At 45.4% G+C, this 24,725-nt stretch carries 18 protein-coding genes, 1 tRNA gene and 1 pseudogene; 9 read left to right on the forward strand and 11 right to left on the reverse strand.

Features of this window, described 5'->3' with window-relative positions; all coding sequences use genetic code 11:
• Window positions 1-188 precede the first annotated feature (188 nt).
• Window positions 189-1,199 (forward strand): PDDEXK nuclease domain-containing protein, encoded by a 1,011-nt coding sequence (locus ABIE50_RS21460; protein ID WP_209859812.1) that lies wholly within the window; start codon window positions 189-191, stop codon window positions 1,197-1,199.
• 161 nt (window positions 1,200-1,360) lie between these two features.
• Here the strand turns inward: ABIE50_RS21460 and ABIE50_RS21465 are convergent, their stop codons facing one another.
• The 5 genes from ABIE50_RS21465 to ABIE50_RS21485 all read right to left on the reverse strand — a co-directional run bounded on the left by ABIE50_RS21465 (window position 1,361) and on the right by ABIE50_RS21485 (window position 5,748).
• Window positions 1,361-2,077 carry a coiled-coil domain-containing protein gene (locus ABIE50_RS21465; protein WP_209859809.1) on the reverse strand — a complete coding sequence of 239 codons (717 nt, stop codon included), beginning with the start codon at window positions 2,075-2,077 and terminating at the stop codon, window positions 1,361-1,363.
• Window positions 2,074-2,406 (reverse strand): hypothetical protein, encoded by a 333-nt coding sequence (locus ABIE50_RS21470; protein ID WP_209859807.1) that lies wholly within the window; start codon window positions 2,404-2,406, stop codon window positions 2,074-2,076. The genes ABIE50_RS21465 and ABIE50_RS21470 overlap by 4 nt, the downstream gene beginning before the upstream one ends.
• Before the next feature lie 249 nt (window positions 2,407-2,655).
• Entirely contained in the window at window positions 2,656-4,695 is a 2,040-nt protein-coding gene (locus ABIE50_RS21475; RefSeq protein WP_209859804.1) for a hypothetical protein, read from the reverse strand.
• Between the two features lie 299 nt (window positions 4,696-4,994).
• On the reverse strand, window positions 4,995-5,255 hold the full coding sequence (locus ABIE50_RS21480) for a hypothetical protein (protein WP_209859802.1): 261 nt from the start codon (window positions 5,253-5,255) through the stop codon (window positions 4,995-4,997).
• Window positions 5,248-5,748, reverse strand: a complete 501-nt coding sequence (locus ABIE50_RS21485; protein ID WP_209859801.1) for a hypothetical protein — start codon at window positions 5,746-5,748, stop codon at window positions 5,248-5,250. Before ABIE50_RS21485 ends, ABIE50_RS21480 begins: the two co-directional genes overlap by 8 nt.
• 450 nt (window positions 5,749-6,198) lie before the next feature.
• Between ABIE50_RS21485 and ABIE50_RS21490 the strand changes: the two genes are divergently transcribed.
• The 4 genes and pseudogenes from ABIE50_RS21490 to ABIE50_RS21505 all read left to right on the forward strand — a co-directional run.
• Window positions 6,199-6,426, forward strand: a complete 228-nt coding sequence (locus ABIE50_RS21490) for a helix-turn-helix domain-containing protein (protein ID WP_209859800.1) — start codon at window positions 6,199-6,201, stop codon at window positions 6,424-6,426.
• A gap of 553 nt (window positions 6,427-6,979) precedes the next feature.
• Complete coding sequence (locus ABIE50_RS21495) at window positions 6,980-7,129, forward strand: hypothetical protein (RefSeq protein WP_209859799.1); 150 nt, start codon at window positions 6,980-6,982, stop codon at window positions 7,127-7,129.
• Complete coding sequence (locus ABIE50_RS21500) at window positions 7,116-7,766, forward strand: recombinase family protein (protein WP_209859798.1); 651 nt, start codon at window positions 7,116-7,118, stop codon at window positions 7,764-7,766. The genes ABIE50_RS21495 and ABIE50_RS21500 overlap by 14 nt, the downstream gene beginning before the upstream one ends.
• A pseudogene (locus ABIE50_RS21505) lies at window positions 7,767-8,099 on the forward strand (recombinase family protein); the annotation flags it as partial.
• 526 nt (window positions 8,100-8,625) lie between these two features.
• Here the strand turns inward: ABIE50_RS21505 and ABIE50_RS21510 are convergent.
• The 6 genes from ABIE50_RS21510 to ABIE50_RS21535 all read right to left on the reverse strand — a co-directional run bounded on the left by ABIE50_RS21510 (window position 8,626) and on the right by ABIE50_RS21535 (window position 17,098).
• Window positions 8,626-8,701 (reverse strand) — tRNA-Lys (locus tag ABIE50_RS21510).
• Window positions 8,702-8,802: 101 nt separating this feature from the next.
• On the reverse strand, window positions 8,803-11,274 hold the full coding sequence (locus tag ABIE50_RS21515) for a glutaminase family protein (protein ID WP_209859797.1): 2,472 nt from the start codon (window positions 11,272-11,274) through the stop codon (window positions 8,803-8,805).
• Between the two features lie 314 nt (window positions 11,275-11,588).
• Window positions 11,589-12,887, reverse strand: a complete 1,299-nt coding sequence (locus ABIE50_RS21520) for a hypothetical protein (RefSeq protein ID WP_209859796.1) — start codon at window positions 12,885-12,887, stop codon at window positions 11,589-11,591.
• Window positions 12,888-12,958: 71 nt separating this feature from the next.
• Window positions 12,959-15,244 carry a family 20 glycosylhydrolase gene (locus ABIE50_RS21525; protein ID WP_209859794.1) on the reverse strand — a complete coding sequence of 762 codons (2,286 nt, stop codon included), beginning with the start codon at window positions 15,242-15,244 and terminating at the stop codon, window positions 12,959-12,961.
• Window positions 15,245-15,342: 98 nt separating this feature from the next.
• Complete coding sequence (locus tag ABIE50_RS21530; RefSeq protein WP_209859792.1) at window positions 15,343-15,942, reverse strand: pseudouridine synthase; 600 nt, start codon at window positions 15,940-15,942, stop codon at window positions 15,343-15,345.
• A gap of 7 nt (window positions 15,943-15,949) precedes the next feature.
• Entirely contained in the window at window positions 15,950-17,098 is a 1,149-nt protein-coding gene (locus ABIE50_RS21535) for a putative sensor domain DACNV-containing protein (RefSeq protein ID WP_209859791.1), read from the reverse strand.
• A gap of 235 nt (window positions 17,099-17,333) precedes the next feature.
• On the opposite strand from ABIE50_RS21535, the gene ABIE50_RS21540 reads away from it, so the two are divergent.
• The 4 genes from ABIE50_RS21540 to ABIE50_RS21555 all read left to right on the forward strand — a co-directional run bounded on the left by ABIE50_RS21540 (window position 17,334) and on the right by ABIE50_RS21555 (window position 24,704).
• Window positions 17,334-17,918: an RNA polymerase sigma factor gene (locus ABIE50_RS21540; RefSeq protein ID WP_209859789.1), complete on the forward strand. Its 585-nt coding sequence runs from the start codon at window positions 17,334-17,336 to the stop codon at window positions 17,916-17,918.
• Between the two features lie 66 nt (window positions 17,919-17,984).
• Window positions 17,985-19,151 (forward strand): FecR family protein, encoded by a 1,167-nt coding sequence (locus ABIE50_RS21545; RefSeq protein WP_209859787.1) that lies wholly within the window; start codon window positions 17,985-17,987, stop codon window positions 19,149-19,151.
• A gap of 254 nt (window positions 19,152-19,405) precedes the next feature.
• Window positions 19,406-22,795 (forward strand): TonB-dependent receptor, encoded by a 3,390-nt coding sequence (locus ABIE50_RS21550; RefSeq protein WP_354028111.1) that lies wholly within the window; start codon window positions 19,406-19,408, stop codon window positions 22,793-22,795.
• Window positions 22,796-22,817: 22 nt separating this feature from the next.
• Window positions 22,818-24,704 (forward strand): RagB/SusD family nutrient uptake outer membrane protein, encoded by a 1,887-nt coding sequence (locus tag ABIE50_RS21555; protein WP_354028112.1) that lies wholly within the window; start codon window positions 22,818-22,820, stop codon window positions 24,702-24,704.
• The last annotated feature ends 21 nt before the right edge of the window (window positions 24,705-24,725 follow it).

Genomic DNA, 24,725 nt, shown 5'->3' on the forward strand with positions numbered 1-24,725 from the left:
AACCCACCTATTCTTAATCCGATACAAGACTTACCATTCTAATACGCCAAAATGTTATCAGATGGTTAATCCCTTTTCATTCTGTTGATTGATTCACTTCAACATGTCTGTTCAATTAACTTATCAGCCCAATGATAAAGGTATAATGATGTAATGACCATTGTTTAACGATAATAACAAAAAAATTTATGAATGAAAAGGCTTACAAAGATTGGCTATTAGAAATAAAGAACAAAGTACGCCAAGCTCAACTAAAGGCGGCGGCGAATTTCAATATTGCTTTGATTGAGCTTTATTGGGAACTAGGGAAAGAAATTGTTCTACGTCAAACCGAATCAAAATGGGGGGACAACTTTCTGGAACAACTCTCCATTGATCTGAAGAAAAGTTTCCCGGAAATAAACGGCTTCTCGAGAAGAAATTTATATACAATCCGGCAATGGTACCTCTTCTTTTCACAAGAATTTGAATTTGTGCCACAACCTGTGGCACAATTACCCTGGTCTTATCAACGACTCCTGATTTCAAAAATAAAAGAACTCAAAATAGCCGTCCAGTATGCGAAAGCAACGCATAAAAATGGCTGGTCAAGGACGCAACTTGAAATAAACATTAAAAGTAATTACCATTTAAGACAAGGAAAAGCGGATCACAACTTTGAATCAACCCTACCCAAACCGCAATCTGATCTGGCCGCTGAAAGCATTAAAGATCCCTATCATTTTGATTTTCTAGGATTAGAAGAAACCGCCCAGGAACGAGAAATTGAGCTGGCCCTTACCCAGAAAATAACACATTTCATGCTAGAACTTGGGAAGGGTTTTGCTTTTGTCGGTCGCCAATATAAATTAGAAATCAGTGAGTCAGACTATTTCCTGGATTTATTGTTCTACCACTTACACCTTCGTTGTTTTGTAGTTATAGAATTGAAGGCCGGAAAATTTCAACCAGAATATGCAGGCAAGTTGAACTTTTACTTATCTGCAGTGGATAGCCAGTTAAAACATACTTCTGATAGTCCCTCAATTGGAATGATACTATGCAGAATGAAAGATAAAATAGAAGTGGAATATGCACTGCGCGATTTGAATAAACCTATAGGGATAAGTTCCTTTGAACTCTCCGAAATTATACCAGACAGCTTAAAAACTCAACTACCCACCATTGAGGAGATGGAAAGGGAATTAATAGATGAGTAAAAAGATATTCAAATAAAAAAGCGTGATACATTCTTTTGAATTGTATCACGCCTTTGTGATCCCTATGGTACAGAAATCGAACTACTTTATTACTTCTTTTAAAGAAATAGTAATGTCATCAGAGAGCAGATATTAGAATTTTCAAACTAGTTGAATTTCCTTTAAAGCCCTTTATATAACCCCTTAATCCAAATTGTTCCTTTTTTGTCATCCATTCTTATTCTATCTTTTATTAAAGGATAAACATCTAGCAGTGTATCTAATTTGTTGTAATGTACAGTAATGGTCTTACCATCAAAAGTATAAGGAATATGATATCTCTTTTGCAAAAAATTTAATATAAATTCCTTATCTAATAAAGTATCAACCCTCTTATTCAAATTACTAATAGTACTATTCTGCGTCTTTATTAAAGCTGTATATTCGTTTATAATAGAATTTGAATCTATTGCCAAGACCAGTTTATTATTTCCTGCTGGATTATAGGAAATACCAAAATTCTTTCTTAAAGCGGAAATGGTTGCTTTATTCTCTTCATTCTCCCTATACATATTGTTAAAAATAGTTAAAAACTCTTCTACAGAAATCGATTTATTACCGTAGTTAAAACCTATAATATTATCAGCTCCTTTCTTTTTACCTAAACTATCAATACGTTTTTGAAGTACGGCAATCGACTGTTCTTGTAACTGAATAATTCGATCTTTATCAGAGTTGATTTTCTTATTTAATTTGTCAATCTTCTCAAGTTGAGCAATTTGACTATTCTTGAGTTCTATTTGCGAGATAACATTGTTTAAATACAAGTAACAAACTATAGCAGACGCAATAAAAAATACCAAAAACAAAAAAATAAATACTTTTACTTGTTTCCTCATTTTTCTTTCCCTCCATGAATTATTTCATAAGCCTCCATAAAAAGTTCTGCTTCCTTTGAACCTTTTTTCAGCTTCTTATAGGAATTACTTAATGACATTTCAACATTGATCCGCATCTCAGTTTGCTGGCTTTCACATATTTTCCTATCCAGTTCTCGATTCAACTCATAGTTTTTCCCTAAATCCTCATTCCTATCTTTAAGGTATTGTATTTGATTATTTAGCAACCAGAACACAAAACCTCCACCTGAAGCGAAGCAAGAAACAATTAAACCATAAAATTTGAATTTGGGATTTTCCCAAATGTTTTTAAGAAAATTCCGCGCCATGAGCATTAAAAAGAATAATCAATACATTTCATTTTTCAGCAATTTAATACACCATATCTACTCTTCTGAAGCATTATATTAATGATAATCGATTCCTAATTCTACAATACGTCAATAAAACTGTTATAGATTCATTTTACTTTGCCATATAGTAAACGACTATAAACAAAAAGATTGTGATTAATCACATCATTATAATTTCTACAATGCAGAAATCTAACTTCTCGATAGAATATACTATAAAAATGATTATTCCTCATCGACAAATTGCATATCTGAAGGATACTTTATTCTTGCTTCAAATTTTTCAATATTAGATATATTGATAAATTTAAAATATAAATTTTGCAAACCATAACCAATTGCAATGGTATATCCAACAGCTATAATATATTTATAAAAAACGTTTTCTGTACACAATGTGTAGAATTTCAAAAATTGCTCATGACTATACATGTCAATTAACCAGAGTACAAGCAAGGGAACAAATACAACAATTAAAATCAAATATACAGATTTTCGTTTCCACTTTAAAACAAGGTTTTCTTTGAAGCTTTCTCTTTGGTCCCTTACATGATCATTCTTCACTTTATTTAATGCTCTTCTTGTTTCCTTTAATTGATCAGAAAGCATAACATTTAAGGCAACAGTTTCTTCTGCTATTGCTTTTTTCCTTTCGTACTCTTGCTTTGTTCCCGTTAATTTTTCTTGATCATTAGTCAGTTTATCTAAAAACCCATTAATCATTCCTATTGTTTTCGATTCATGTTCTTTTTGTTGATCTGCAATTTGTTGTAGTTTCTTTGTAAACTCACGACTATCACTGTTAGCTAGCTCGTTTAACGCCTCAATGTTTTCAATCTTTCGGCTGGCGATCATTTTAGAAACCCTTACGACATCTTCTTCAGAAATATTCTCTTTACTATATTTTTGAATATTTAGATCTAGCTCTCGGATTATACCTGCATGGGGTAAAGAATCATTCATTGTATTCGAAATGAGCCTAGAAAGGCCAATAGTAGCTAACTCGGTAGCATCTATATTACTCCGAATCATAGGGGAAGTTAGCCATAAAAGATTTAGTAAATCTTCTGCTTTAATCATTATTGGTTGCTGCCCGTTAACATAAGAATGCGAGTTCCTAGAACTTGAATTATTAACAAACCAACAATTAACCTTATTAAAATCATAGATTGCTTTTTGCCTCTTTTCACGTACATAAGCGAAACAAGTAGCATCGTGTAGTGCAGCAAATGTCGTGTTTCGAACTTTTTGAAAAGCCTCAATTTCGTTACCATTCTTTGCTATTCTCTGATATTTATCAGTATTAAATATAATATTAACGCCGTATGTACTTAAATCAATACTCAGATTTCCTTTAATTCTTTCGAGATCAGTTTTTGATAAATCCCTCCGATAACAAGCATTATAAATATCTTCCTTATCTACCAATCGGGACAAGAAGGATGTATCAAAGTGATCTATTCTATTGTTCAATAATTGCTCAATTTCCTGAATGGTGATGTTTAATATAGTAAAGTGATAACCTAATTTCTTTCCCAGCTCTAATAACTTCTTACAATTTCTGGTCGATTCCTTGGTATTTAAATCTAATAAGCTGACCACGAAATTTGTATCTAAAACCAATTCAACTGTTGTATTTATTTTCTGAGGTTCATACTGAAGATATGAGGATATTATTGCTCCTATATACAAAGACTGAACGAGATTATATAGATCCGGCATATCTGCAATAAAGTTTATAAACCTTGCAGGAATTAACGATTCATTACTTCTGGCAGGGTAGTTAGTTTTTATATATCTGCCTAGGCTATTCTTATTCTCTTCAATAAACTCGTAAATGGTAGATATTGAAATATCTTCATCAGATTGCTGTGCCTTAATAAAGTCAGCATAAACCTTCTCTAGTAAAGCAAATCTCTTTTCCTTCTCAAGAAGGAATTCTTCATAATCGTCAAATGTGAATTTTCTAATGGTAAAGGCATAATCACTATAAAACTTAACCAGTTCCTTGCCCTCAGCATTTTTTTCAACCTCAATAATTTTTAATACTTTGTATAAGACTGGGTTAGGCATATCTATTCCGCATAACCCTTTAAGGTAATTATTTATATCTTGAATATCATCTCCATCATATTGACCAGAATTACACATTTTTGATAACGCTCGCTTTACCAGGGGAACGAACAAATCTTCATAACTTTTTGCAAGGGATGAATTTTCATTAAGATGAGCAAGCAAACTATAGGTAAGTATCTTATTTTGCATATCAAGAACAAGGAATAGGCTTTAAATATTTAATTAATAATAATACAATTAATTTCTGAAAACAAAAAATACTTTTCAATCAAATAGGCAGCGTCTAGCCGATCTTAAAATGTCACAATATTCTCGGAAGTGTCGGCCCCAACACACATAAACCTTTAGTCTACTGCTTTTTCTTTCTTTCCCTGAAAAATAGGAGTATTAGAATTGTAATCCCTTAAAACTGGCCACGACATAAACTACAAGGGCAAAAACATTAAAGCCGCCGAGAACAGCGGCTTCTGGAAGAAATCTAAACATTTTCATTTGCCTTCGCTCAAATCCCGCACTGAGCTTTCCAATTCCTCCCTAACCTCTTCTGCAATTTCCCGAATCTTACCTTTCTCAGCATTACTAAGTACCGAAACCACCCTACCATTTTCAATTCTATCCCCGCTCCTAATCTTCCTATAAAAAGTAGGAACGCTATAATTACACTCCTCGCAAACACGCTCCCGAAAACGAATAGCAATCGCTGTAAATGCACTGTGAAGTCTATTCAATACATTCATTTCGTTACCCATAAATCAATGTTTTATTGTTTGAAAATTGAGTTGCCAGATAAATACGCGTCTCTATATCGAGATCGTAAACCGCCAGAAAAAAAGTCCGAAAATAACCTGCCCCAAACTCCACCCCTACTGTATTCAGGAAGCACTCTTGCTGATCTACAAGTATCTCCACGTACTCGTCTATCGTTTCATTCAGTTCATTCTGATCAACAACAGAGGCAAATTCAGCCAAATCATCCAGCGATTCCGCAAGTTGGATACGCAAAACCTCATTTAAGTCCTCCGCTTCAGCCTTAATCAGCGCATCCCGAACAGTAAAAACCGCTCTCGCTGTTGCAATGAAAAAATTGGTCAGTGACATAAAATGATCCCTTTTATCAGATGGCCAGGCATCCGCTTCTTTGCTGCTTATCACCTTACTCAACTGGCACCAGCAAAGCTCAATAAACCCTCTTTCAGAGCCATAAGGGGTAATTCTCTTTAGAACTGCTAATAAACTTTCCATAATAAAATGCTTTTAAAACTTGGTTTGACAATACATATCTATCCGGTTTAAGCCAAACAAATCCCCCTTTTCGGATCAGGCGATCCGATTATCAATTCCTTATGATCTAGGTTGATTTTTCTATTGGTCAGTGGGTGCGCAGTAGGGTCAAAACAAAAAAGCGCAGGCCCAACATTACCCGTCTTGGAGGCCGTGAGAAGCCTATGGGAACGAGTAAGTGGGCCCACGCATAGCATGGGCTGTCACTTATCCCCTCATTCCCTTTAGAATTTCTCACGTTCCCAAGATGAGGATTAAGCGAAGGCCTTAATGATGTTAAGGGTTCGCGAAAATAATCATTTACACTCAATCTATTTCACAATGCGAAGATACAACCTTTTTTAATATTGTGGTTTATAAACCACATTTATTTCAAGAAAAATCTTCGAGTTTGTATTCATAATAATAACGATGGCTACAGATAGATACAATCAAGAGAAAATAAATTTAGGCAAAAACATAAAGGCTGTAAGAGAGGCTGCTGATCTAACGCAGCTGGATCTTGAGGTTCGTAGTGGCGTTGACCGGGGTGATATCAGCAAAATTGAGAATGGAAAAAAGAACATCGAGTTCATTACAATTGTAAAATTAGCCGAGGCTTTACAAGCAGAATTGCACCAATTTTTCCCAAAAAAATGACCCCATTTACTACCTTTCAAAAAGTCTTTTTGAAAGAATCTTTCTCATTTCAACTCCCATTTTATCTCTAAATCTGATTTTAACCCCTTTAAAATTTGTTGGGGTTAAAAATATTTCCACTCCCAAACATGACTTCCCATCAGGTACCTTCATCCATATTCTAATGCTATTTTCACTTCTTTAATTCTCAACCCGCCGACTTTGGAGGTAAGGGTAATCCCAGGTTGTGATACAACCTGTAATCTTGCAGATTTTTGCGAAGCTGAAAATCTCAAAAAAAGTGGCTGTAGTATAATCTGATATTTTACGTAATTCAGGAACTGAAAGCCAATATAATAAAGGCTTTCGCACACCTCAGCTATGTGCAATGACAAAAAACTATCAATTTACCACCATTGTTTGAAACCCCTGCCGGGGGGAGCAGGGGGCGCGGCAGCAGCGCCCCCGCACATAACTATTCTCAGTGATCCCAACAACTATTTCATTTCGTATATTCGTTGTTCATCCCTATGCACAGGAGAGCAAGTGTCATTGATTTAAAGTGAAATGTGTTATGGAAAAGTTGACCCCCAAAATGGCAGTGGACCTACTGCGCAAAGAAGGCTTAAACGTCACGTTAGAAGAAGCCGAAGAAATTCTGATTGTAATTTACATTCTGACAGAAATTGCCGTTAACCAAATTTTACGTCATGAGAATTGCTGATTTATACATTCGCGTTAGTACAGATGAACAGGCTGATAAAGGTTATTCCAAACGTAACCAGGAAGAAGTACTACGCAGGTATTGTGACATGAATTACATTCAGGTTCGTAAAGTGGTTTATGAAGATCATTCTGCCAAAACTTTTAATCGTCCTGCATGGTCAAAACTATTAGCAGACCTACGGAAAAGCAAAGGCAAATCCGATCTGATCATCTTTACAAAATGGGATCGGTTCAGCCGCAACGCGGGGGACGCCTACCAGATGATTAACCAACTAAGGAGTTTAGGCGTAGAACCACAGGCTATAGAACAGCCGCTCGACATGTCCATTCCTGAAAACAAAATTATGCTGGCGCTATATCTGGCAACACCGGAAGTAGAGAATGACCGCAGAGCGCTAAATGTATTCCATGGAATGCGCCGGGCCAAAAAAGAAGGACGATGGATGGGAACGGCTCCGATCGGATATAAAAACAGGACGATGGAAAATGGTGATAAGTACATCGGTCCAAAAGAACCGGAAGCCGGCATTATGAAGTGGGTATTTCAGACGATTGCAGACGGCATATACAACACTGAGCAAATATGGAAAACCGCCCGCCTAAAAGGCTTAAAATGCAGCAAGAATAATTTCTAGATGGCCATCCGCAACCCTGTGTATTGTGGCAAAATCCATGTTCCTAAATATAAGGATGAAGAAAGCATGTTTGTGCATGGTAAACATCTGGCGATTATCTCCGAGGGGCTGTACTACGAAGTGCAGCAAGTACTCGATGGCAGAAGAAAGAAACAACGGACTAAAACCGTGGTCGACGACATGCTACCATTAAGAGGTTTTCTTGTCTGCCCTAAATGCGGAAAGATGCTGACAGGTAGTGCATCAAAAGGACATACCAAACATTATCATTACTACCACTGCATTTCTACTTGTGGTAGCCGTTACAAGGCAGACAAAGCCAATGAGCTATTTGCCACTGAAATAAAAAAGTATGTCCCCCGCCCTGCTTTCCGGGAAATCTACAAACAAGCTATTCTTTTCGCCTTCAAATCTCAAACAAAAACTAACTACGACGAAAGGAAACAACTTCTAAACACAATAGACGCTTTATCCGATCAAATCAAGGAAGCCAGAAACTTACTATTCTCAAAGGAAATTGATCCCGCTGATTACAGGGAAAGCAAAGCTGACTATGAAAGACAGATATCAGAACTCGAAGCGCGTCTATCGGAAGTACCACAAAATAATCACAACATCGAAGGCATTGTGAGTAAGGCGCTGAAAATCCTCTGCCAGCTGGATATTCTATATAACAACGGCACCATTGAAGAAAAAAGGAAAATCATCAGTTCAATATTCCCCGAAAAATTAATTTTTGACGGAACACATTATCGAACTACCAGAATAAATGAAGCGGCTAATTTAATATACAGGCTGGAGCAGCGTTTGAGCCAAAAAGAAAAAGGGACAAACCTTTCTGAAAAAGATTTGTCCCTTATGGTGATCCCCTTGGGACTCGAACCCAAGACCCATACATTAAAAGTGTATTGCTCTACCAACTGAGCTAGGGAATCATTTTAACGGACCGCAAAGATAATAATTTCCAAATCACTTCCAAATCCATTCTAAAAATTATACGCCCTTCCTACTCAACGCAGAAAGGGCTCAAATCAAGTCAGCGTGAAGCAGATGCAGAAGCCGGATTAAACTTCGCATCCAGCATCTTCATAAAATACCCTCCTACTACGCTCCTTGCCTGGAATCCCACCATCTTTCCATCAGTGGTCTCATGCCAGTCGCTGAGTGGTACCCGTGTAGTCGTTTCCGTTACATAGGTGTACAACGGTGCAACGAGAGCATTAAAGTCTGAAGAGTTATCCGTGAGCACTGCCGTCCACATGATCCAGTCGGATTTGGTGTACGTTTTACGGCTGTCCAGTGGCAGTCCGTATTTCTGCTGATGCTTAAGATAGAAGTCTGTTTCTTTTTTGTACACGGAAGCAGGAAATAAGTCGAAGTTGAGCACTTTGTCCCATACCATGTTGTATTTCTGGCTCCAGGTGTTTTTGCTTTCGAAAGCAAGACTGAAATGATCGCCGTCATCAGCGAGTTTTACCCAGTTGGCAGCCATTTCTTTGGCGCTTTGTTCGTATTTGGCGGCAACATCACTGAGGCCCTGCATTTTGGCAAGCATAGCGTAAGAGCGGATACCTGCAATAGCTTTCAGGGAAAGGTTGGTATTGCGTGCCAGGTGGCCGGCAAAGTCGTCAGTACAAAGCTGGTTAGCCGGGTCAAAGCCTTCTTTCTGCAGGTATTCCGCCCAGGTGGTGAGCGTTTTCCAGTGTTTCTTGGCGTAGTCCGCGTTGCCTTCTGCGCGGGCAATAGCGCCTGCCAGTACCAGCATGTTACCTGATTCTTCTACCGGCATGCCTTCGCCGTATACTTGTCCGTTGGCCAGTGGGTAGGTACCCAGGTCATGGGCGGCGTAGGGCTTGGTGTATTTACCGCTTTCGGAGAAGTAGAAGATACCGTTCATCATGCCCTTCATCAGGTCGGGGTTGTAGATGAGGAACAGCGGGGCTGATGGATAGGTAACGTCTACGGTATTGATACAGCCGTTGCTGAAGTTCTCTTTGGAAAGGAATAATATATCACCCTGCGGGCTTTTCGCCAGTTTATGCGCGGAAATGGCTTGTCTGTAGGCCAGTTCGCACAGTTTGGCGTATGTTTCGCCGCCGGCGCTTACGGCATCTTTATGTAATTCCACATTAAACTGTTCGCATTTGGAGATGATCGTAGCGTAATCGGAGAAAGCGGCGTTCAGTTGTTTATCGATGGTTTGGGTGGCGTCGTTTTTCCACCATGCTTTCAGGTTGGTATTGAAATACTGTAAAGCATAGAGGTCATCGTAGCCGAGAAGGAACACCTGTTCTTTAGGCGTGCTTACCGCACCCAGGTTGATGGCGGTGCTCAGCACCAGCTGTTTGTCCAGTTTGGTGGTGGCAGTAGTACCGTTGGCAAATGCTGCTATGGCATCGCCGGCGGTGCTGATGTATTGTTGCGGGTGAGCTGCGGTAGGCGCTGCCACGTACATATAGCCCCAGTCGATACGCAGGTCGTCCCCTTTCTTTTTCAGGATGGGCTGTTCTTTGGTACCGGCTTTTAAAATGGAGAGCTGGCCATTGGTGTACCTGGAGGTGGTTACCGGTTGAGCAGGTGTATTCACCGCAATATTGGTAGAGGCGCCAAAGTATACCTGCACCTGGTGAGGTGCGTTATCGTTGGAGCTTACTTTATAGGAGATGTAAGAAACGGGGCGCGACAGCAACATAAGGTCATCCATCAGCAGGGGCGATGTAAAGGTGAGCGTTACATCCGCTTTACCGCAGGTGAACTGGTAGCTGGTTTGCGTGGCGTTGATGTTTACGGCTGTTTGCTTAGCGGTTTCTATGCCTTTGTTGCCCGGAGGAGGTAACAGGCGGGCAATGCCTGCATCCAGGAAAGCGCCGCCGGCGGTGTTATGAATATGTATGGCCAGTATGTTGCCTTTCTTCTTCAGCTTACTTTTTACAGCGTCTGGCAAGGGCTTGTAAATATATTTGTTCAGCCAGCCTTTGTGTTTGTAAATCTCCTCGCCGTTCAGGTATACCGTAATATTATCGTCATGGGAGATTTTCAGGAAGAGGTCTGCGGTGGCTACGTCGCCGGCGTCGAAGGTTCTCCTGGTCCAGAGCTCACGGCTTTCCCAGCGGGTGCCGCCGGAACTCAGATTATCGCCAAAAGGCGCCTGGCCTATTTTCCAGGTATTGTCGTTAAAGGAGGGTTGCTCCCATCCTTCTGCAGGGGCGGTTTCCGTATATTTTACCTGGTAGGCCGCTTCATCGGTGGTGGCGGCTATTGCCTGGTAGCTGGCCTCGTTCTGGCCCAGTACGCGGTAGGTAATGCCATCCACCTTTACCAGCCCGGTAAGTGATTGGGTAGCGCCGGTCCAGTGTTTGGTGGTGCTGCCGTTCAGCTCGTCCGTGGCCGACCAGATACTGAAATAAGGATCATGCGTGATCAGAGGATACGACGGCGCCTTCTGTTCCTGTGCTATTGCACTACCGCCAATGCCCAGCAGGGCTAAAAATGCAAATGTTCTCACCATAACGTGATTTGATAAATCGATTAAGCGTAAAAAGTACAGTTAATAAAAGTATTACATTTTCCGGGGGATTCATAACCACTCATCATAAAAGTGCCCCGGTCACTTGTATATCATCCATAACCGCAGTTAGTACCAGCTATCGAAAAAAAATCTCCGGAGGAAAGAAAGGAAAATAAAAAAGCGCAAACCCTACTCCCGCCTTGGAGGCCCTGAGAAGCCTTGTCAGTACGTTTTCGGATCTGCGCGTATCTTAAATTAATTAAATACCGTGCATGTAAGGAGCGCAAAAATACACTTTTGCATCAAATTCTTCATCATCCCGGAAAAAAAGTGAACCATTCAGGGTGGGAACGGATCAATACTGCAATTCCCCATATGAGCGCGGCCATACCCAATGCGCCCCATGCTTTTTTGTTCTTCCAGCTCCAGCCCAGCATCACCGGTAGTTCCCAGTACTTGATCAGCACATACAGTAACAACCCGCCCATGCCGGTCCAGGTAAGTAACAGCTGCCCCAGCTGGGCGCCCGTTACTACTACTGCGAAAAGAAAGCCCAGGGCAACTACCTGCAGCCAGATATAGTTTTTGCCACCGCTGTGGATCACATCGGCAATGGAAATAAACAGCAAGGCCATTACCAGGAAAATGGTGAGCATCAGTAAGGCCTCCTTCAGCAATACGGGCAGCAGTAACAACAGCACCCACACTACCAGGGAAATAATAACATAGGTGGCGGCACGCTGGTCTTTTGCCCGCAGCCGTTCATAGGAAAAAGGAAACAGTAAACGGCTCAATGCCTTTTCCATATTCCGTAATGGCGGCAAGGTAAATATGCCCACCATGGCAGGCACAATCACTTCATACGGGTACCAGGCATCCGGGCATACCTGCATCACCCACCACACTGCAACGGAGGTAACGAGCGCCGGTACGGATACATATAAAAAAGCCTGTAACGGTGTATTGTAATGATCAAAGCTCTGCAGGATAATATGTGTGTACTGCTTTGCAAAGTAACGGCGTGTAAGGATGGCCGTTAGTTGGGTCCATAGCAGCACCAGCCCCAAGTGGATCACAATGGTACGGAGTATCAGCTCAGGGATGAAAGGGCCCCGGTAAATACCTGCCAGGGCTACTGCCAGTAACTCCCAGCTAAGCATCTGCGGGGAAAATAACTTCCGGAACAAAGGGTAAAAATTCCGGAGCAACCATTGCCACGCTCCCGGCAAATATCTCCCGATCAACTGCACCGCCGCAAAAGCGGCTACCAGCGCGGCCAGGCCCAGCAACAATCTTGAAGCGGTAAACACGCCCCTGAGCGCCTGCAACCGGGAAGGTTTCCTGATATCATAGCTGAGCGTGGTGTTATTCAACAGCTCTGTTGCCAGCACCTTACCCTGTTCAGGGGTAATAGCGCCTAACGCCGGCTGGTGCACGCGCCAGAAGCTATCCGCCTCCGCAGGAGTGGCCCAGGTGTTTAGGGTACCGTATTGATACAACAATGTTTTTTGCCCGGAATTAAGAGAGGCCAGGATCTTCGCTAACGCCGCATCTGTTGCGGATGCCGGCAGTGCAAAGGTTAACAGGAACAGGAATATTTTTATAATGCGCATAGATGGTATCAAAAATAATAAAAACGGGCAGCTTACTGCCGCCCGTTTCCTATATTTTTAAATAATCTTTTTTACAGCCCCGCTCCCAGCCAGCTATCCGGCACGGGTTGCAGCTTGCTGCCATTCAGGCTGTATTCCAGCTTCAGCGTGTATCCGCCCCCGCCTTCTACAAAGGCTACCTTTATAGGGTGCCAGCCTTTTTCCAGGGCCACCTGCCCGCTTTTCTGGAACGGCGCATGCCAGCCGTCGTTGTTCACCACTTCCTGGTCGTCTATATATAAAATAGCCCCGTCATCTGCGGTGAGATAAAAGCTGTAGATGCCGGTGGTGGGTACATTGATGTAGCCATATACCTTTGCGCCAAACGGCCCGCCGCCTTTGCCCATGCCTTCAGGGATGATAACGTTGCTCACGCGGAGGGAGCTGTCTGCCTGTTCTTTGATCTTTGCAGCGCTTTTGTAAGAGCCTTCAAAATAATCCAGCTTCAGGCCGGGCCTTGCATCTTTTACTACGGTAGGTGTAAGGTAGGCTTCCTTGCGGTAACGAAGATTATAAATATCACCGCGATTACCCGTTGGGCTGAAAGCCGCCAGCTTTATGGATTGCGGCTCGCGGATCACATAATTATCGGGCAGTATCTTGGAATGGGCATCGGGGATGCTGCCATCGGTGGTATAGCGGATAGTCATATCCGTTAGTGGCTTCTGTACGTGCAGGATTACGTTGTCTACAAATACATTGTCTTCCGTAAAACCGGCCAGGTCGGGCAGGCGGTAATGTACTCCCAGCAGGTCCAGGCGTTTGTAATGTGCGTTGAGCCGTTGCAGGTAGCTGTCGTAGTTGGAATGATTGGTCCAGGTAACTTCAGCCAGGGCGGTCATGCGGGGCATGAACATATAATCGGCCCGCTTCTCTGAAGGGATATATTCCGTCCATATATTGGCCTGTGCGCCTATAATATGTGTTGCTTCCTCAGCGGTTAAGCCTTTTGGTACCGGGTTGAAATGATATACATTATAGATGGAATTGCGATCCGGAACACCATCGAAATACAGCGGGTTGCCCGGTGTCATGATCACGGTATTGCCATGTTTAGCAGCTTTAATGGGCGCATCCGGCACCCAGGCCCGCCAGTACATCAGCACCGCGGTAGGACTGATACCGCCTTCCAGTATTTCATCCCAACCAATAAGCACCTTGCCTTTGGAGTTGAAAAATTTCTCCATCCGCTTTACAAAATAGCTTTGTAGTTCTTCTACGGTTTTCAGGTTATTGGCCTTCATCACTTCGGCACAGGCAGGAGAAGCCGCCCAGCTGGTTTTCTCTACTTCGTCCGCGCCCAGGTGAATGTATCTGGAAGGAAACAAAGCGGCTATCTCTGTAAAAATATCTTCCGCAAAAGAAAAAGTAGATTCATTGCAGGGGCAAATGGGTGTTGAAAAATTTTTGCCCCAGCCCACTTCACCGCTGCAGGTAAGGAAAGGATACGAGCGGATAGCCGCCATCATATGACCGGGCATATCTATTTCAGGGATAATTTCCACCTGGCGATCGGCCGCATAGCGGATAACATCTTTCATCTGCTCCTGTGTATAAAAGCCGCCATACAGGGTTTTGCCATCTTTTTTAATGATGTGCTGCGGATCGATGGCCATGTCAGGATTGTCCTTGGCCTTCTGCATACAAACGGAATCCTGGTTATTAAACTCTCTCCAGGCGCCCTGGGAAGTAAGCAGCGGGTACTTTTTTATTTCAATGCGCCAGCCCTGGTCGTCGGTAAGGTGCAGGTGCAGTTTGTTCATTTTGTATAAGGCCAGCAGGTCGATGAATTTTTTGAGATAATCCACGGAGAAGAAATGCCGGGATACATCCAGGTGCATGCCGCGCCAGCTATAGGCGGGATGATCTTTTACCAGCATAGCGGGGATGGCTACCCGTTTCAGCGTATGCGCAACTTCAATACCGGCAGGCATCAGCTGCCTTAATGTTTGAATAGCGCGGAAAAAACCAGTAGCAGTGCGGGCGGTGATCAGCAGCTGTTGCGGGCTCACCTCCATGGTGTAATCCTCCTCTCCTGCCAGTGCAGGGTTCTGCTGTACAACAATGGCGCCTTTTGCCGCCTGTTTCGTCACCGGCAAAGCCTTGCCCAGTGCCTGTTTCAGCAATGCCTGCAGCCGGGCTGTTTCTGTAGGGAAGCCCGCGGGCACTACCAGCTTTGTGGCAGGCGTGATCACAAACTGCCCCGCCCTGGCCTCCAGTTGCTGCGGGTAAGGAATCAGGGGATAACGCGCAGATTGCGCGAAAGTTGCCTGCAGCAATAAGCACAAAGCGCCTGCAAGCCAGAAAGTCTTCTTCATAAAATGTTTCGTTATAGCATGATGTCCGGGCGGCAAACCTAATAAGAAACCCGTCAGTAAACTAATGGGATCTTCGCTTATCATGTAGTTATCTTGCGTTAATCTTTGTAGTCGGTGATCTTCAGCAACCGGAAAAAAGCCTCTTCCGGCAGCTCCTTTACCTCCCCCGGTTGCAGGTTGCCCAGCAGCAGGTTCTCGATAGATACCCGTATAAGCCGCTGGCAGCGGTGATTTACGGCGCCTACCATTTTACGCACCTGGTGAAACTTGCCTTCGGTTAAAGTGATCAGCAGCCAGGTATGCGGCGCATTCACGGGCAGCTCCCGCGGATGATCGAACAATCCTGCCGGTCGCTCTACTATTTCTATGCGGCAGGGCGTGGTGATATACTCCGCGCCATCGGCTACGCAAATAGGTACGCCTTCTTTTAAGCGCTGCAGGGTAGCAGGGCTCATATGTCCTTTTACTTTTACCAGGTAAGTTCTTTCATGGGGCGCAGCGCCCTGGAACAATAACCGTGTTACCTTTTTATTGGTGGTTAAGATGAGCAGTCCTTCGGAGTCATTATCCAACCTGCCTATGGCATGCGTGCCCTCGGGGAAATCGAACGACAGATCGCCCAGCAACCGCACTTCATGCGAGCTGACAAACTGCGACACCATGTCAAAAGGCTTGTTTATAATGAAGTATCTGTGCATAAATACGTTATATCAGCAGGATATCGATCCGGTGCGCCTGCACCAGCTGCTGTTGTTCCGACCAGGAAAATACGGTAAAGTAACCATCCTGAGAGGCTACCAGCGCAATTGAATCGTGCTGGTCGTGCACAAACTGCGCAGCCGATAAGTGCCTGGTGCCGCCGATGGCAGACGGATGTATCAGCGCCGGCACACCGCCTTCCACGGGCTCGGTAAGCAGCACTTTATCGATAGGCCAGGCATCTTTGGCCCGGGTGATCTTGGCGCCAAAGGCCAGCAGCTCCTGCTGGTCGTTTACGATGGTGGCGCCGTCTACCGCGGTCAGGCCGGTGATATTTTCCACCTCCCGGCGCAACGCGTTCTGCCAGAAGATCTCGGTAACGCTTTTGCCGTCGTATTTCAGCAGGTCGGCCACCCCGGAAAAAGCCGGGCTGATAGGGTATTGCAGCGGGTGGATGATAGATTCCCGCCAGGCGTCGCTGTTGGAGGGCGTTACCAGCAATATGCCGCCGCGCTTATGCGCGCGCATAGACACGGCTATCTGTATCAATACGTTTACACTGTTGTTCCATAAACAGGAAGGCGTTAAACCCAGTAAGGACCTGAGTATAGGCGGACTGTCGGGCAGCAGTCCGCTGTCTTCATTCACCACCTTTACCTGGTCGCCCCGCAGCATGGCCACGTTGGTGAACTTGCCCAAACCTGCTGCACGGCGGTGTTTCACCACCAGCAGGCCCGGTTCGGATACATCCAGCACAAAACAAAGATTAGGCAGTTTTATAGTAGTGCCCCATACATATAACTCATCGCCCACCGGCCAAACGCCGATGTGGATGCCCGGCCGTTCTACGCCTGGCGCCAGTTTGGTGAGCAGCTGCGGCGTAAGCGGCAGCGGTTCCGCAAAAAGTAAAGGCTTACCGGCCTGCGTGGGAGGTAAAAAAGCCAGGGAGATGCGGATAGGGTTTCCTTCCTCCTTCCGTAAACTGGCCCAGAAGGCTACGTCAATAATTTTCTCTACCTGCCGGGCTGCCGGTACCGTGGCGAGATCATCCTCTCCATTTTCCCTGGCAGCGCAGAGATGTTTCTTAAAATGTGCTTCTATAGTTGCAGACACCTTTGCGGCAGCCTGGTATGTTGCTTCACTTGCTATTTCCATAAGTCCTTTGTCACATTTAATCGTCTATATTATAGTATTAAACCGCTAATTTAAATCATTTCAGGATAGCAGGCGGTGGTTACCCGCAGGGAACCAGTACCCAATGTTTTGGTAAATGTGGTAGACGGTTATTCCTGCTGCATTTACTAAAAGATAAAATACTATTAATAGCGGCTAATATACGGTTAACAACCTATCTATAAATCAAGTAATTTGGTTGTACTTGTAACCACGTATGGAAATTAACACCTACAATGAAAGGGAGCTTTTATTGAGCCTCGCTCAGGGCAATGATCATGCCTTTGCGGATGTATTCCATCACTACCGTCACCGTATATACGCTATTGCTTTCCGTCTTTTAAACTCTGCTTCCCTGGCGGAAGATATTGTACAGGATGTTTTTATGAAGATGTGGATGAAGCGGTATGAGCTTCACGGGATCAATCACTTCAAGGCCTATCTTTTTACTGTTACGCGCAATCATATTTTTACTTCCCTGAAACTGCTGGCCCGCGAACAGCTCATGGAATCTGAGCTATCGGCCACGATGGTGCATGAAGTAAGGGACGCCCATATCCTTCACAAGGAATATGAACAGATCCTGCAACATGCTATTGCACAACTTCCGCCCCAGCAGGGACTGATCTATAAGCTCAGCAAGGAAGAAGGGCTGAAAAGAAATGAAATTGCCGACCGCCTGCAGCTGAGCCCCGAAACCATTAAAGTGCACCTGGCTAATGCCATGCGCTCTATCCGTGCTTTTTGCCTTACCCGGATGGACCTCAACACCTTCCTTATCCTCTTATGGGTATGCAGTTAAAACTTTTTTTTAAACGCACTAACCCATCCGCCCTGTTTTATAGTCTCCTTAATCAAATAGCTATTCATGACAGTATCCCGATTCAGGTACCTGTTTAACCGTTACTATTCCCGGCAATGTACACCGGAAGAACAACAGGAATTTATGCGCCTGATGGAACAACCGGCATACGACGAAGAACTGAAGCAACTGCTGGACAATTTGCTCCTGGAGTCCGACGAAGAAACCGGCGCTATGCCGGACGATACTGCCGCCAACATGCTCCGCCACATTATGCACACCGGCGCTGCTGCTCCGCAGCCGGCTCCCGTTCGCGCTATACCTATGTGGCAGCGTGTAGCCGTTGCCGCCTCTGTGCTGGCCGTTATCGCGGTAGCGGGGTATAAAATTTATGTAAAAAACAAAGTGGGGAATATGCCCATTGCCAGCAACCACGCCCCTGCATCAAAAAAAGATGATGGCGCCCGCCTGGTACGCGGCGATGGCTCGGTGATTGACCTGGAACATTATAAGGATACTGCCATGGATGTACAATCCGGCGTATCCGTAAACCGCCAGGGCAATACTCTTTCCTATACCAGCAATGCTGCCGTTACGCCTACCATCAATACCCTGTATACCAATAAAGGAGGCACCTACCAGCTGGTACTGCCTGATGGCACCAAAGCATGGCTGAACGCCGCTTCTTCCATCCGTTTCCCTACTGCATTTACAGACAGCACCCGGGAAGTAACCATCCAGGGGGAAGTATATTTTGAAATAGCACAACAGGCCAGACAGCCCTTTATTGTAAAAACCAACACCATAGAAATTGCGGTACTGGGCACTCACTTTAACGTGATGGCTTATGAAGAGGAACAAAATATCTGCACCTCGCTGCTGGAAGGCGCCGTAAACGTGATCAGCGGCAGCACTGTAAGGCTTATGAAACCGGGCCAGCAGGCGCTGGTGAACAGGGAGCACAAAGGCATCAGCATCAGCAACGCCGATGTGGATGCGGCCATTGCCTGGAAAGAAGGGCGCTTTGAGTTCAATGGCAACATCAAAAGTATTATGCGTGAACTGGCCCGCTGGTACGATGTACAATTTATTTATGAAGGGGAAATCACCAACAGGGCCTTTGCAGGCACCTTCTCCAGGCAGGATAGCCTGGAAGATATTTTACACACACTGGAACTAACAGGCAGCATTCATTTCAATATCAACGATAAAACAATTATAGTAAGTCCATAAAAAAAACCACGCGTTCCTTTTAGTTATGAAGAAAAACAGACATCAGCCAAAATCAACAACAGCCTAGCATTCAGCTTTTATTACCGACAATGAATAACCATCAGCGGCCTGCACGCTCTGGCGTAGCTATGCCTTTATGTACCGTTATCAACCTTAATTAACATGCTAAATCGCAGTAACAAATGATGCAAACTTTTCAGCAAGTCCGCCGTACCCGGTGGCATGTTTCATCAAACCAAAAACTATTATGCTTTATGAAACTAACCTTCCTGCTGCTATTGTCGGCCATACTCCAGGCACATGCCACCGGCTATGCGCAGCCCGTTACACTCCACGTAAAAGCAGCTCCGCTCATGGAGGTGATCAAATCAATCCGCAAACAAACCGGTTATGTATTTGTGTTTGATCTGCAGATGGTAGACAATGCCAACCCGGTGAGCATTTCACGGGAAAATGTATCGCTGGAACAACTACTGGAAGAAGTGTTCAGGGATCAGCCGCTCACCTGGACCATCGTTAAAAAAACGATTGTACTTAAAAAGAAACCGCTCATTACCACTGCCGCTTCCACAGCCGCCGTGCGCATAAAAATAAAAGGACAGGTAACGGAAAGCAGCGGCACTCCCATGGTAGGCGTTACGGTAGTGAATAAAACATCGCGCACCAACGCCCTCACAGATGAACTGGGTATTTTCACCATTGAAGCCAATATAGGCGACAGCCTCCTGTTCACCATGGTGGGCATGCAGCCCGTAGCCGTACAGGTAAAAAATGATAAGCTGCTTAAAATAACCATGCAGCAAAAAGTATCGGATGTGGGAGAAGTAGTGGTAGTAGCCTATGGTACACAAAAGAAAACCAGTATGGTGAGCGCGGTGACCAGCATCAATCCCAAAGAACTGAAAGGACCCACCAGTAACCTTACCACTATGCTGGCCGGCCGTCTTTCGGGCGTAATATCCTACCAGCGCAGCGGGGAGCCCGGCAGGGATAATGCCAGCTTCTTTATACGCGGTATTACCACTTTTGGTACGGGTAAGGTAGATCCGCTTATCCTCATTGATGGAATGGAATCCAGCACCAACGACCTGGCCCGTTTACAGCCGGATGATATTGCCGGGTTCTCTATCCTGAAAGATGCCACTGCCTCTTCTCTCTACGGCGCCAGGGGCGCCAATGGCGTGGTGCTGGTAACTACCAAATCCGGCGTGGAAGCAAAAACATCTTTCAATGCCCGCTTCGAAAATTCTATCTCCAGCAATACCCGCAACTTCAAATTTGCAGACAACATCACTTATATGAAGCTGGCGAATGAAGCGGTGCTTACCCGTTTCCCATTGCAGGATGTACAATACTCCCAATCAAAAATTGATCATACCGCCGCCGGCGATGACCCGCTGCTGTATCCTAACAATAACTGGATAGAACAGCTGATCAAAGACTACACCGTGAACCAGCGTACCAACTTCAACCTGAAAGGCGGCGGAAAAGTAGCGCAGTTCTATATTGCAGGTACCTATAACGTAGACAACGGCGTATTGAACGTAGATAAGCGGAATAATTTCAACAGCAACATCAAACTAAAAAATTATTCGCTGCGCTCCAACGTAAACATTAACCTCACCCCTACTTCACAGGCTATTGTGCGCACCTACGGGCAGTTCGACGATTACAACGGCCCTGTAGGCGGCGGCGCAGGCCTCTTTTCACAAACGGTATGGGCCAACCCGGTGATGTTCCCCGCGGTATACCCTGCCAGCTACGCTCCTGAACTGAAACATCCATTGTTTGGTAACGCCGTAAAACCAGGCTTTAACAGCCTTCCCGGCGACGGCGGCAACCTTTATAACAACCCTTACGCCAACTCCGTTTCCGGTTACCAGCAGTACAACACCTCTACCCTGCTGGTGCAGGTGGAACTGAAGCAGGACTTCAAATTCCTGCTGCCAGGCCTCACCGCCCGCATGATGGGCTATACGGAGCGCTACTCCTATTTTGATGTAACACGCCGCTACACGCCTTATTTCTATACCATGAAGTACGACCAGTTCACCAAAGAACCACAGCTTACTTCGCTCAATACCAACGGTACGGAATACCTGGGCTATGAGCCCGGTAATAAAGTGCTGAACACCACTGCCTATATGGAAGCCGCCGTAAACTATAACCAGCAGTTCAATAAAGTACATAACGTTTCCGGTATGCTCATTGGCCTGGTACGCAACTACCTCACCGCTAATGCAGGCACATTGCAAACATCGCTGCCGCACCGTAACCAGGGTGTTTCCGGCAGGTTCACCTACGATTACGACAGCCGCTACCTGACCGAATTTAACTTCGGCTACAACGGCTCCGAAAGGTTTGCCAGCAACCACCGTTTTGGTTTCTTCCCTTCTGCCGGTATTGCATGGAACCTCCAGAACGAAGCCTTCTTTAAACCACTCACCAGGACAATAGATAAACTGAAACTCCGCGCCACTTACGGTCTTGTGGGTAACGACCAGATAGGCAATGAAAACGACCGCTTCTTTTACCTCTCTGATGTAAATATGAACGATGCTGGCAAAGGCGCCACCTTCGGTGAAAGAAGAAGCTACTCACGCCCCGGCGTATCCGTGAACCGGTATGAGAACCGGGATATCACCTGGGAGAAATCCTACAAAACAAACCTCGGTATGGAACTGGGCCTGTTCAACGCCATGAACATTACCCTGGATGTATACCAGGAACACCGGAAAAACATCCTCATGACCCGCAGCACCATTCCCAACACCATGGGGCTGAATGCCTACACCCAGGCCAATGTGGGCGAGGCCGCCGGTAAAGGCGTGGATCTCTCGGTCGACTATACGAAAAGCTTTAACAACAATTCCTTTGTACAGTTCCGCGGTAACTTCACCTACGCTACCAGCAAGCTGCTGGTAAATGAAGAACCCATTTACCCTGAAGCATACCGCTCCCGCGTTGGGCATTCCCTTTCCCAGACATGGGGTTATATAGCAGAAAGATTATTTGTAGATGAACAGGAAGTAGCCAATTCCGCCTACCAGAACTGGGGCCAGGCAGTAATGGGCGGCGATATCAAATATCATGATGTAAACGGCGACGGGCAGATCAACGCTTCCGATGCCGTGCCCATCGGCTTGCCCACCACCCCGGAAATCACTTATGGGTTCGGGTTCTCCTTTGGCTACAAACAGTTCGACCTGAGCTTCTTCTTCCAGGGCTCTGCGCGTTCCTCTTTCTGGATCAGCTCGTACGAGATATCTCCTTTTGTGCTCAACGGCGGCGGCCAGCACGGCCTGTTACAGGCTATTGCCGACGACCACTGGAGTGAAAGTAACCGCAACCTCTACGCCATGTGGCCACGCCTCAGCGATTACTTTGTGAACAACAATAACCAGACTTCCACCTGGTGGATGCGCAGCGGTGATTTCCTCCGGTTAAAATCGCTGGAAATGGGATACACTTTTCCCAAAAGCCTGCTGGACCGTGTGCACATGACCAACGCCCGCATCTACGCCAATGCCTCCAACCTTTTTGCCCTCAGCAAATTTAAAACCTGGGATGTTGAAATGGGCGGCAACGGCCTTGGCTATCCTGTGCAAAGGGTTATCAATATGGGTATAACACTGGGACTTTGATTCACCGTTTAATGATGCAAAAATGAAACAAACCAATACATACAATACACGCCGCTTCCTGCAATGGTGCATACTATGCGTACTGCTGCTATCTGCCGCCTCCTGTAAGAAATTCCTGGACGTGGTGCCGGATAATGTGGCTACCATCGACAACGCATTTACCATGCGCGCAGAAGCAGAAAAGTACCTGTTCACCTGCTACTCTTACCTGCCCAATAGTGCAGACCTTTCCAGCAACCCCGCACTGGTGGCTGGCGACGAGTTCTGGATGGTACGCCCTTACAGCACCAGCGAAACGCCCTGGCAGATAGCACAGGGGTTCCAGAGCGCCAACAACGTGTATATGGCTACCTGGGGCCAGTATTACAGGGCGCTGCGCGATTGTAACATCTTCCTGGAGAATATTCATAAGGTGGTAGACATGCGGCAATCTGAAAAGGACCGCTGGAGCGCGGAAGTAATTTTCCTCAAAGCCTATTACCACTGGCTGCTGCTGCGCCAGTATGGCCCTATCCCGGTGATCCGCTACAACCTTTCCATTTCCAGCACCGCGGAAGAAACCAAAGTGCCGCGGGAACATGTGGACACCGTGTTTAATTATATTGCTCATTTGCTGGATACTGCTGCTGCCGGGCTGCCGGAAATTATTGCAGACAGGTCCACTGAACTGGGCCGCATTACCAAACCCATTGCCATGGCTATTAAAGCAAGGGTATTGGTTACCGCTGCCAGTCCGCTGTTCAATGGCAATACCGATTATATTGCCTTTAAAAATGCAGACGGCAGTCCCCTGTTTAATACTACCTACAACGCCGATAAATGGAAAGTGGCCGCCGATGCCTGTAAAGCAGCCATCGATGAATGCGAGGCTACCGGCAACCTCCTTTACACCTTCAGCCAGCTGGGGGTAACGTTGTCGGATACACTGACAAGGCAGATGTCGATACGTAATAGTCTTTGTGAGCAATGGAACCCCGAGATCATCTGGGCCAACCCTTCCCGCAGCACCTATGAAATGCAGCGGCAGGCCATGCCCCGCCTCGATCCTGCACGCATAGGCAACGAATCGGTACTGGGCAGCCTGGCACCTACCATGAAAATTGCCGAACAGTTTTATACAGATAAGGGCGTGCCTATGAATGAAGATAAAACCTTCGATTATGCCGGTCGCCTGAAACTCCGAACCGCCGTGAAAGCAGAAGGTGAACTGATCCAGGAAGGATATACCACCGCGGCCATGCACTTTAACCGGGAGCCACGCTTTTATGCTGACCTGGCATTTGATGGCGCCATGTGGATGATGCAAAAGAAAACATTCCACATAGAATCCAAAGCCGGCCAGTGGCAAACCCGCAAAAACATTTATGATAATAACACCACCGGCTACTTCGCGAAGAAACTGGTGAACTGGAAAAACGAGATCCTCGAAGGACAGGGTCTTTTCATAGAAGACCATCCCTGGCCTGAAATGCGGCTGGCCGACCTGTACCTGTTATACGCCGAAGCATTAAATGAAGAACAGGGCCCACAACCGGCTGCCTTTACTTACATCGATAAAGTAAGGGACCGCGCCGGGCTGAAAGGCGTGCAGGCCTCCTGGACCGCCTACTCCAAGCAACCGACCAAGTTCCAGACCAAAGAAGGTTTCCGCCAGATCGTACAGCAGGAAAGACTGATAGAACTGGCCATGGAGGGCTCCCGCTTCTGGGACCTGCGCCGCTGGAGAAGAAGTATGGAAGAACTGAACAAATCTGTTACAGGATGGGATGTGGACCAATCGGACCCCGTGTTCTACTACCGCGTAAGAACACTGTACCGGCAAACATTCCAGACCCGCAACTATTTCTGGCCCATCGAAAACTGGGACCTGCTCAACAATCCTAAACTGGTGCAGGGCTTTGGATGGTAATCTTTCATTTACTAAAACCGT

Origin of the sequence: Chitinophaga sp. OAE865 (assembly GCF_040546735.1) — a bacterium.
GTDB classification, from domain to species: Bacteria; Bacteroidota; Bacteroidia; order Chitinophagales; family Chitinophagaceae; genus Chitinophaga; species Chitinophaga polysaccharea_A.

What these genes read in the sequence shown, in the direction of transcription:
- ABIE50_RS21460 (WP_209859812.1), top strand. Translation starts at nt 189, where the DNA reads ATGAATGAAAAGGCTTACAAAGATTGGCTATTAGAAATAAAGAACAAA.
- ABIE50_RS21465 (WP_209859809.1), bottom strand. Translation starts at nt 2,077, where the DNA reads ATGAGGAAACAAGTAAAAGTATTTATTTTTTTGTTTTTGGTATTTTTT.
- ABIE50_RS21470 (WP_209859807.1), bottom strand. Translation starts at nt 2,406, where the DNA reads ATGGCGCGGAATTTTCTTAAAAACATTTGGGAAAATCCCAAATTCAAA.
- ABIE50_RS21475 (WP_209859804.1), bottom strand. Translation starts at nt 4,695, where the DNA reads ATGCAAAATAAGATACTTACCTATAGTTTGCTTGCTCATCTTAATGAA.
- ABIE50_RS21480 (WP_209859802.1), bottom strand. Translation starts at nt 5,255, where the DNA reads ATGGGTAACGAAATGAATGTATTGAATAGACTTCACAGTGCATTTACA.
- ABIE50_RS21485 (WP_209859801.1), bottom strand. Translation starts at nt 5,748, where the DNA reads ATGGAAAGTTTATTAGCAGTTCTAAAGAGAATTACCCCTTATGGCTCT.
- ABIE50_RS21490 (WP_209859800.1), top strand. Translation starts at nt 6,199, where the DNA reads ATGGCTACAGATAGATACAATCAAGAGAAAATAAATTTAGGCAAAAAC.
- ABIE50_RS21495 (WP_209859799.1), top strand. Translation starts at nt 6,980, where the DNA reads ATGGAAAAGTTGACCCCCAAAATGGCAGTGGACCTACTGCGCAAAGAA.
- ABIE50_RS21500 (WP_209859798.1), top strand. Translation starts at nt 7,116, where the DNA reads ATGAGAATTGCTGATTTATACATTCGCGTTAGTACAGATGAACAGGCT.
- ABIE50_RS21515 (WP_209859797.1), bottom strand. Translation starts at nt 11,274, where the DNA reads ATGGTGAGAACATTTGCATTTTTAGCCCTGCTGGGCATTGGCGGTAGT.
- ABIE50_RS21520 (WP_209859796.1), bottom strand. Translation starts at nt 12,887, where the DNA reads ATGCGCATTATAAAAATATTCCTGTTCCTGTTAACCTTTGCACTGCCG.
- ABIE50_RS21525 (WP_209859794.1), bottom strand. Translation starts at nt 15,244, where the DNA reads ATGAAGAAGACTTTCTGGCTTGCAGGCGCTTTGTGCTTATTGCTGCAG.
- ABIE50_RS21530 (WP_209859792.1), bottom strand. Translation starts at nt 15,942, where the DNA reads ATGCACAGATACTTCATTATAAACAAGCCTTTTGACATGGTGTCGCAG.
- ABIE50_RS21535 (WP_209859791.1), bottom strand. Translation starts at nt 17,098, where the DNA reads ATGGAAATAGCAAGTGAAGCAACATACCAGGCTGCCGCAAAGGTGTCT.
- ABIE50_RS21540 (WP_209859789.1), top strand. Translation starts at nt 17,334, where the DNA reads ATGGAAATTAACACCTACAATGAAAGGGAGCTTTTATTGAGCCTCGCT.
- ABIE50_RS21545 (WP_209859787.1), top strand. Translation starts at nt 17,985, where the DNA reads ATGACAGTATCCCGATTCAGGTACCTGTTTAACCGTTACTATTCCCGG.
- ABIE50_RS21550 (WP_354028111.1), top strand. Translation starts at nt 19,406, where the DNA reads ATGAAACTAACCTTCCTGCTGCTATTGTCGGCCATACTCCAGGCACAT.
- ABIE50_RS21555 (WP_354028112.1), top strand. Translation starts at nt 22,818, where the DNA reads ATGAAACAAACCAATACATACAATACACGCCGCTTCCTGCAATGGTGC.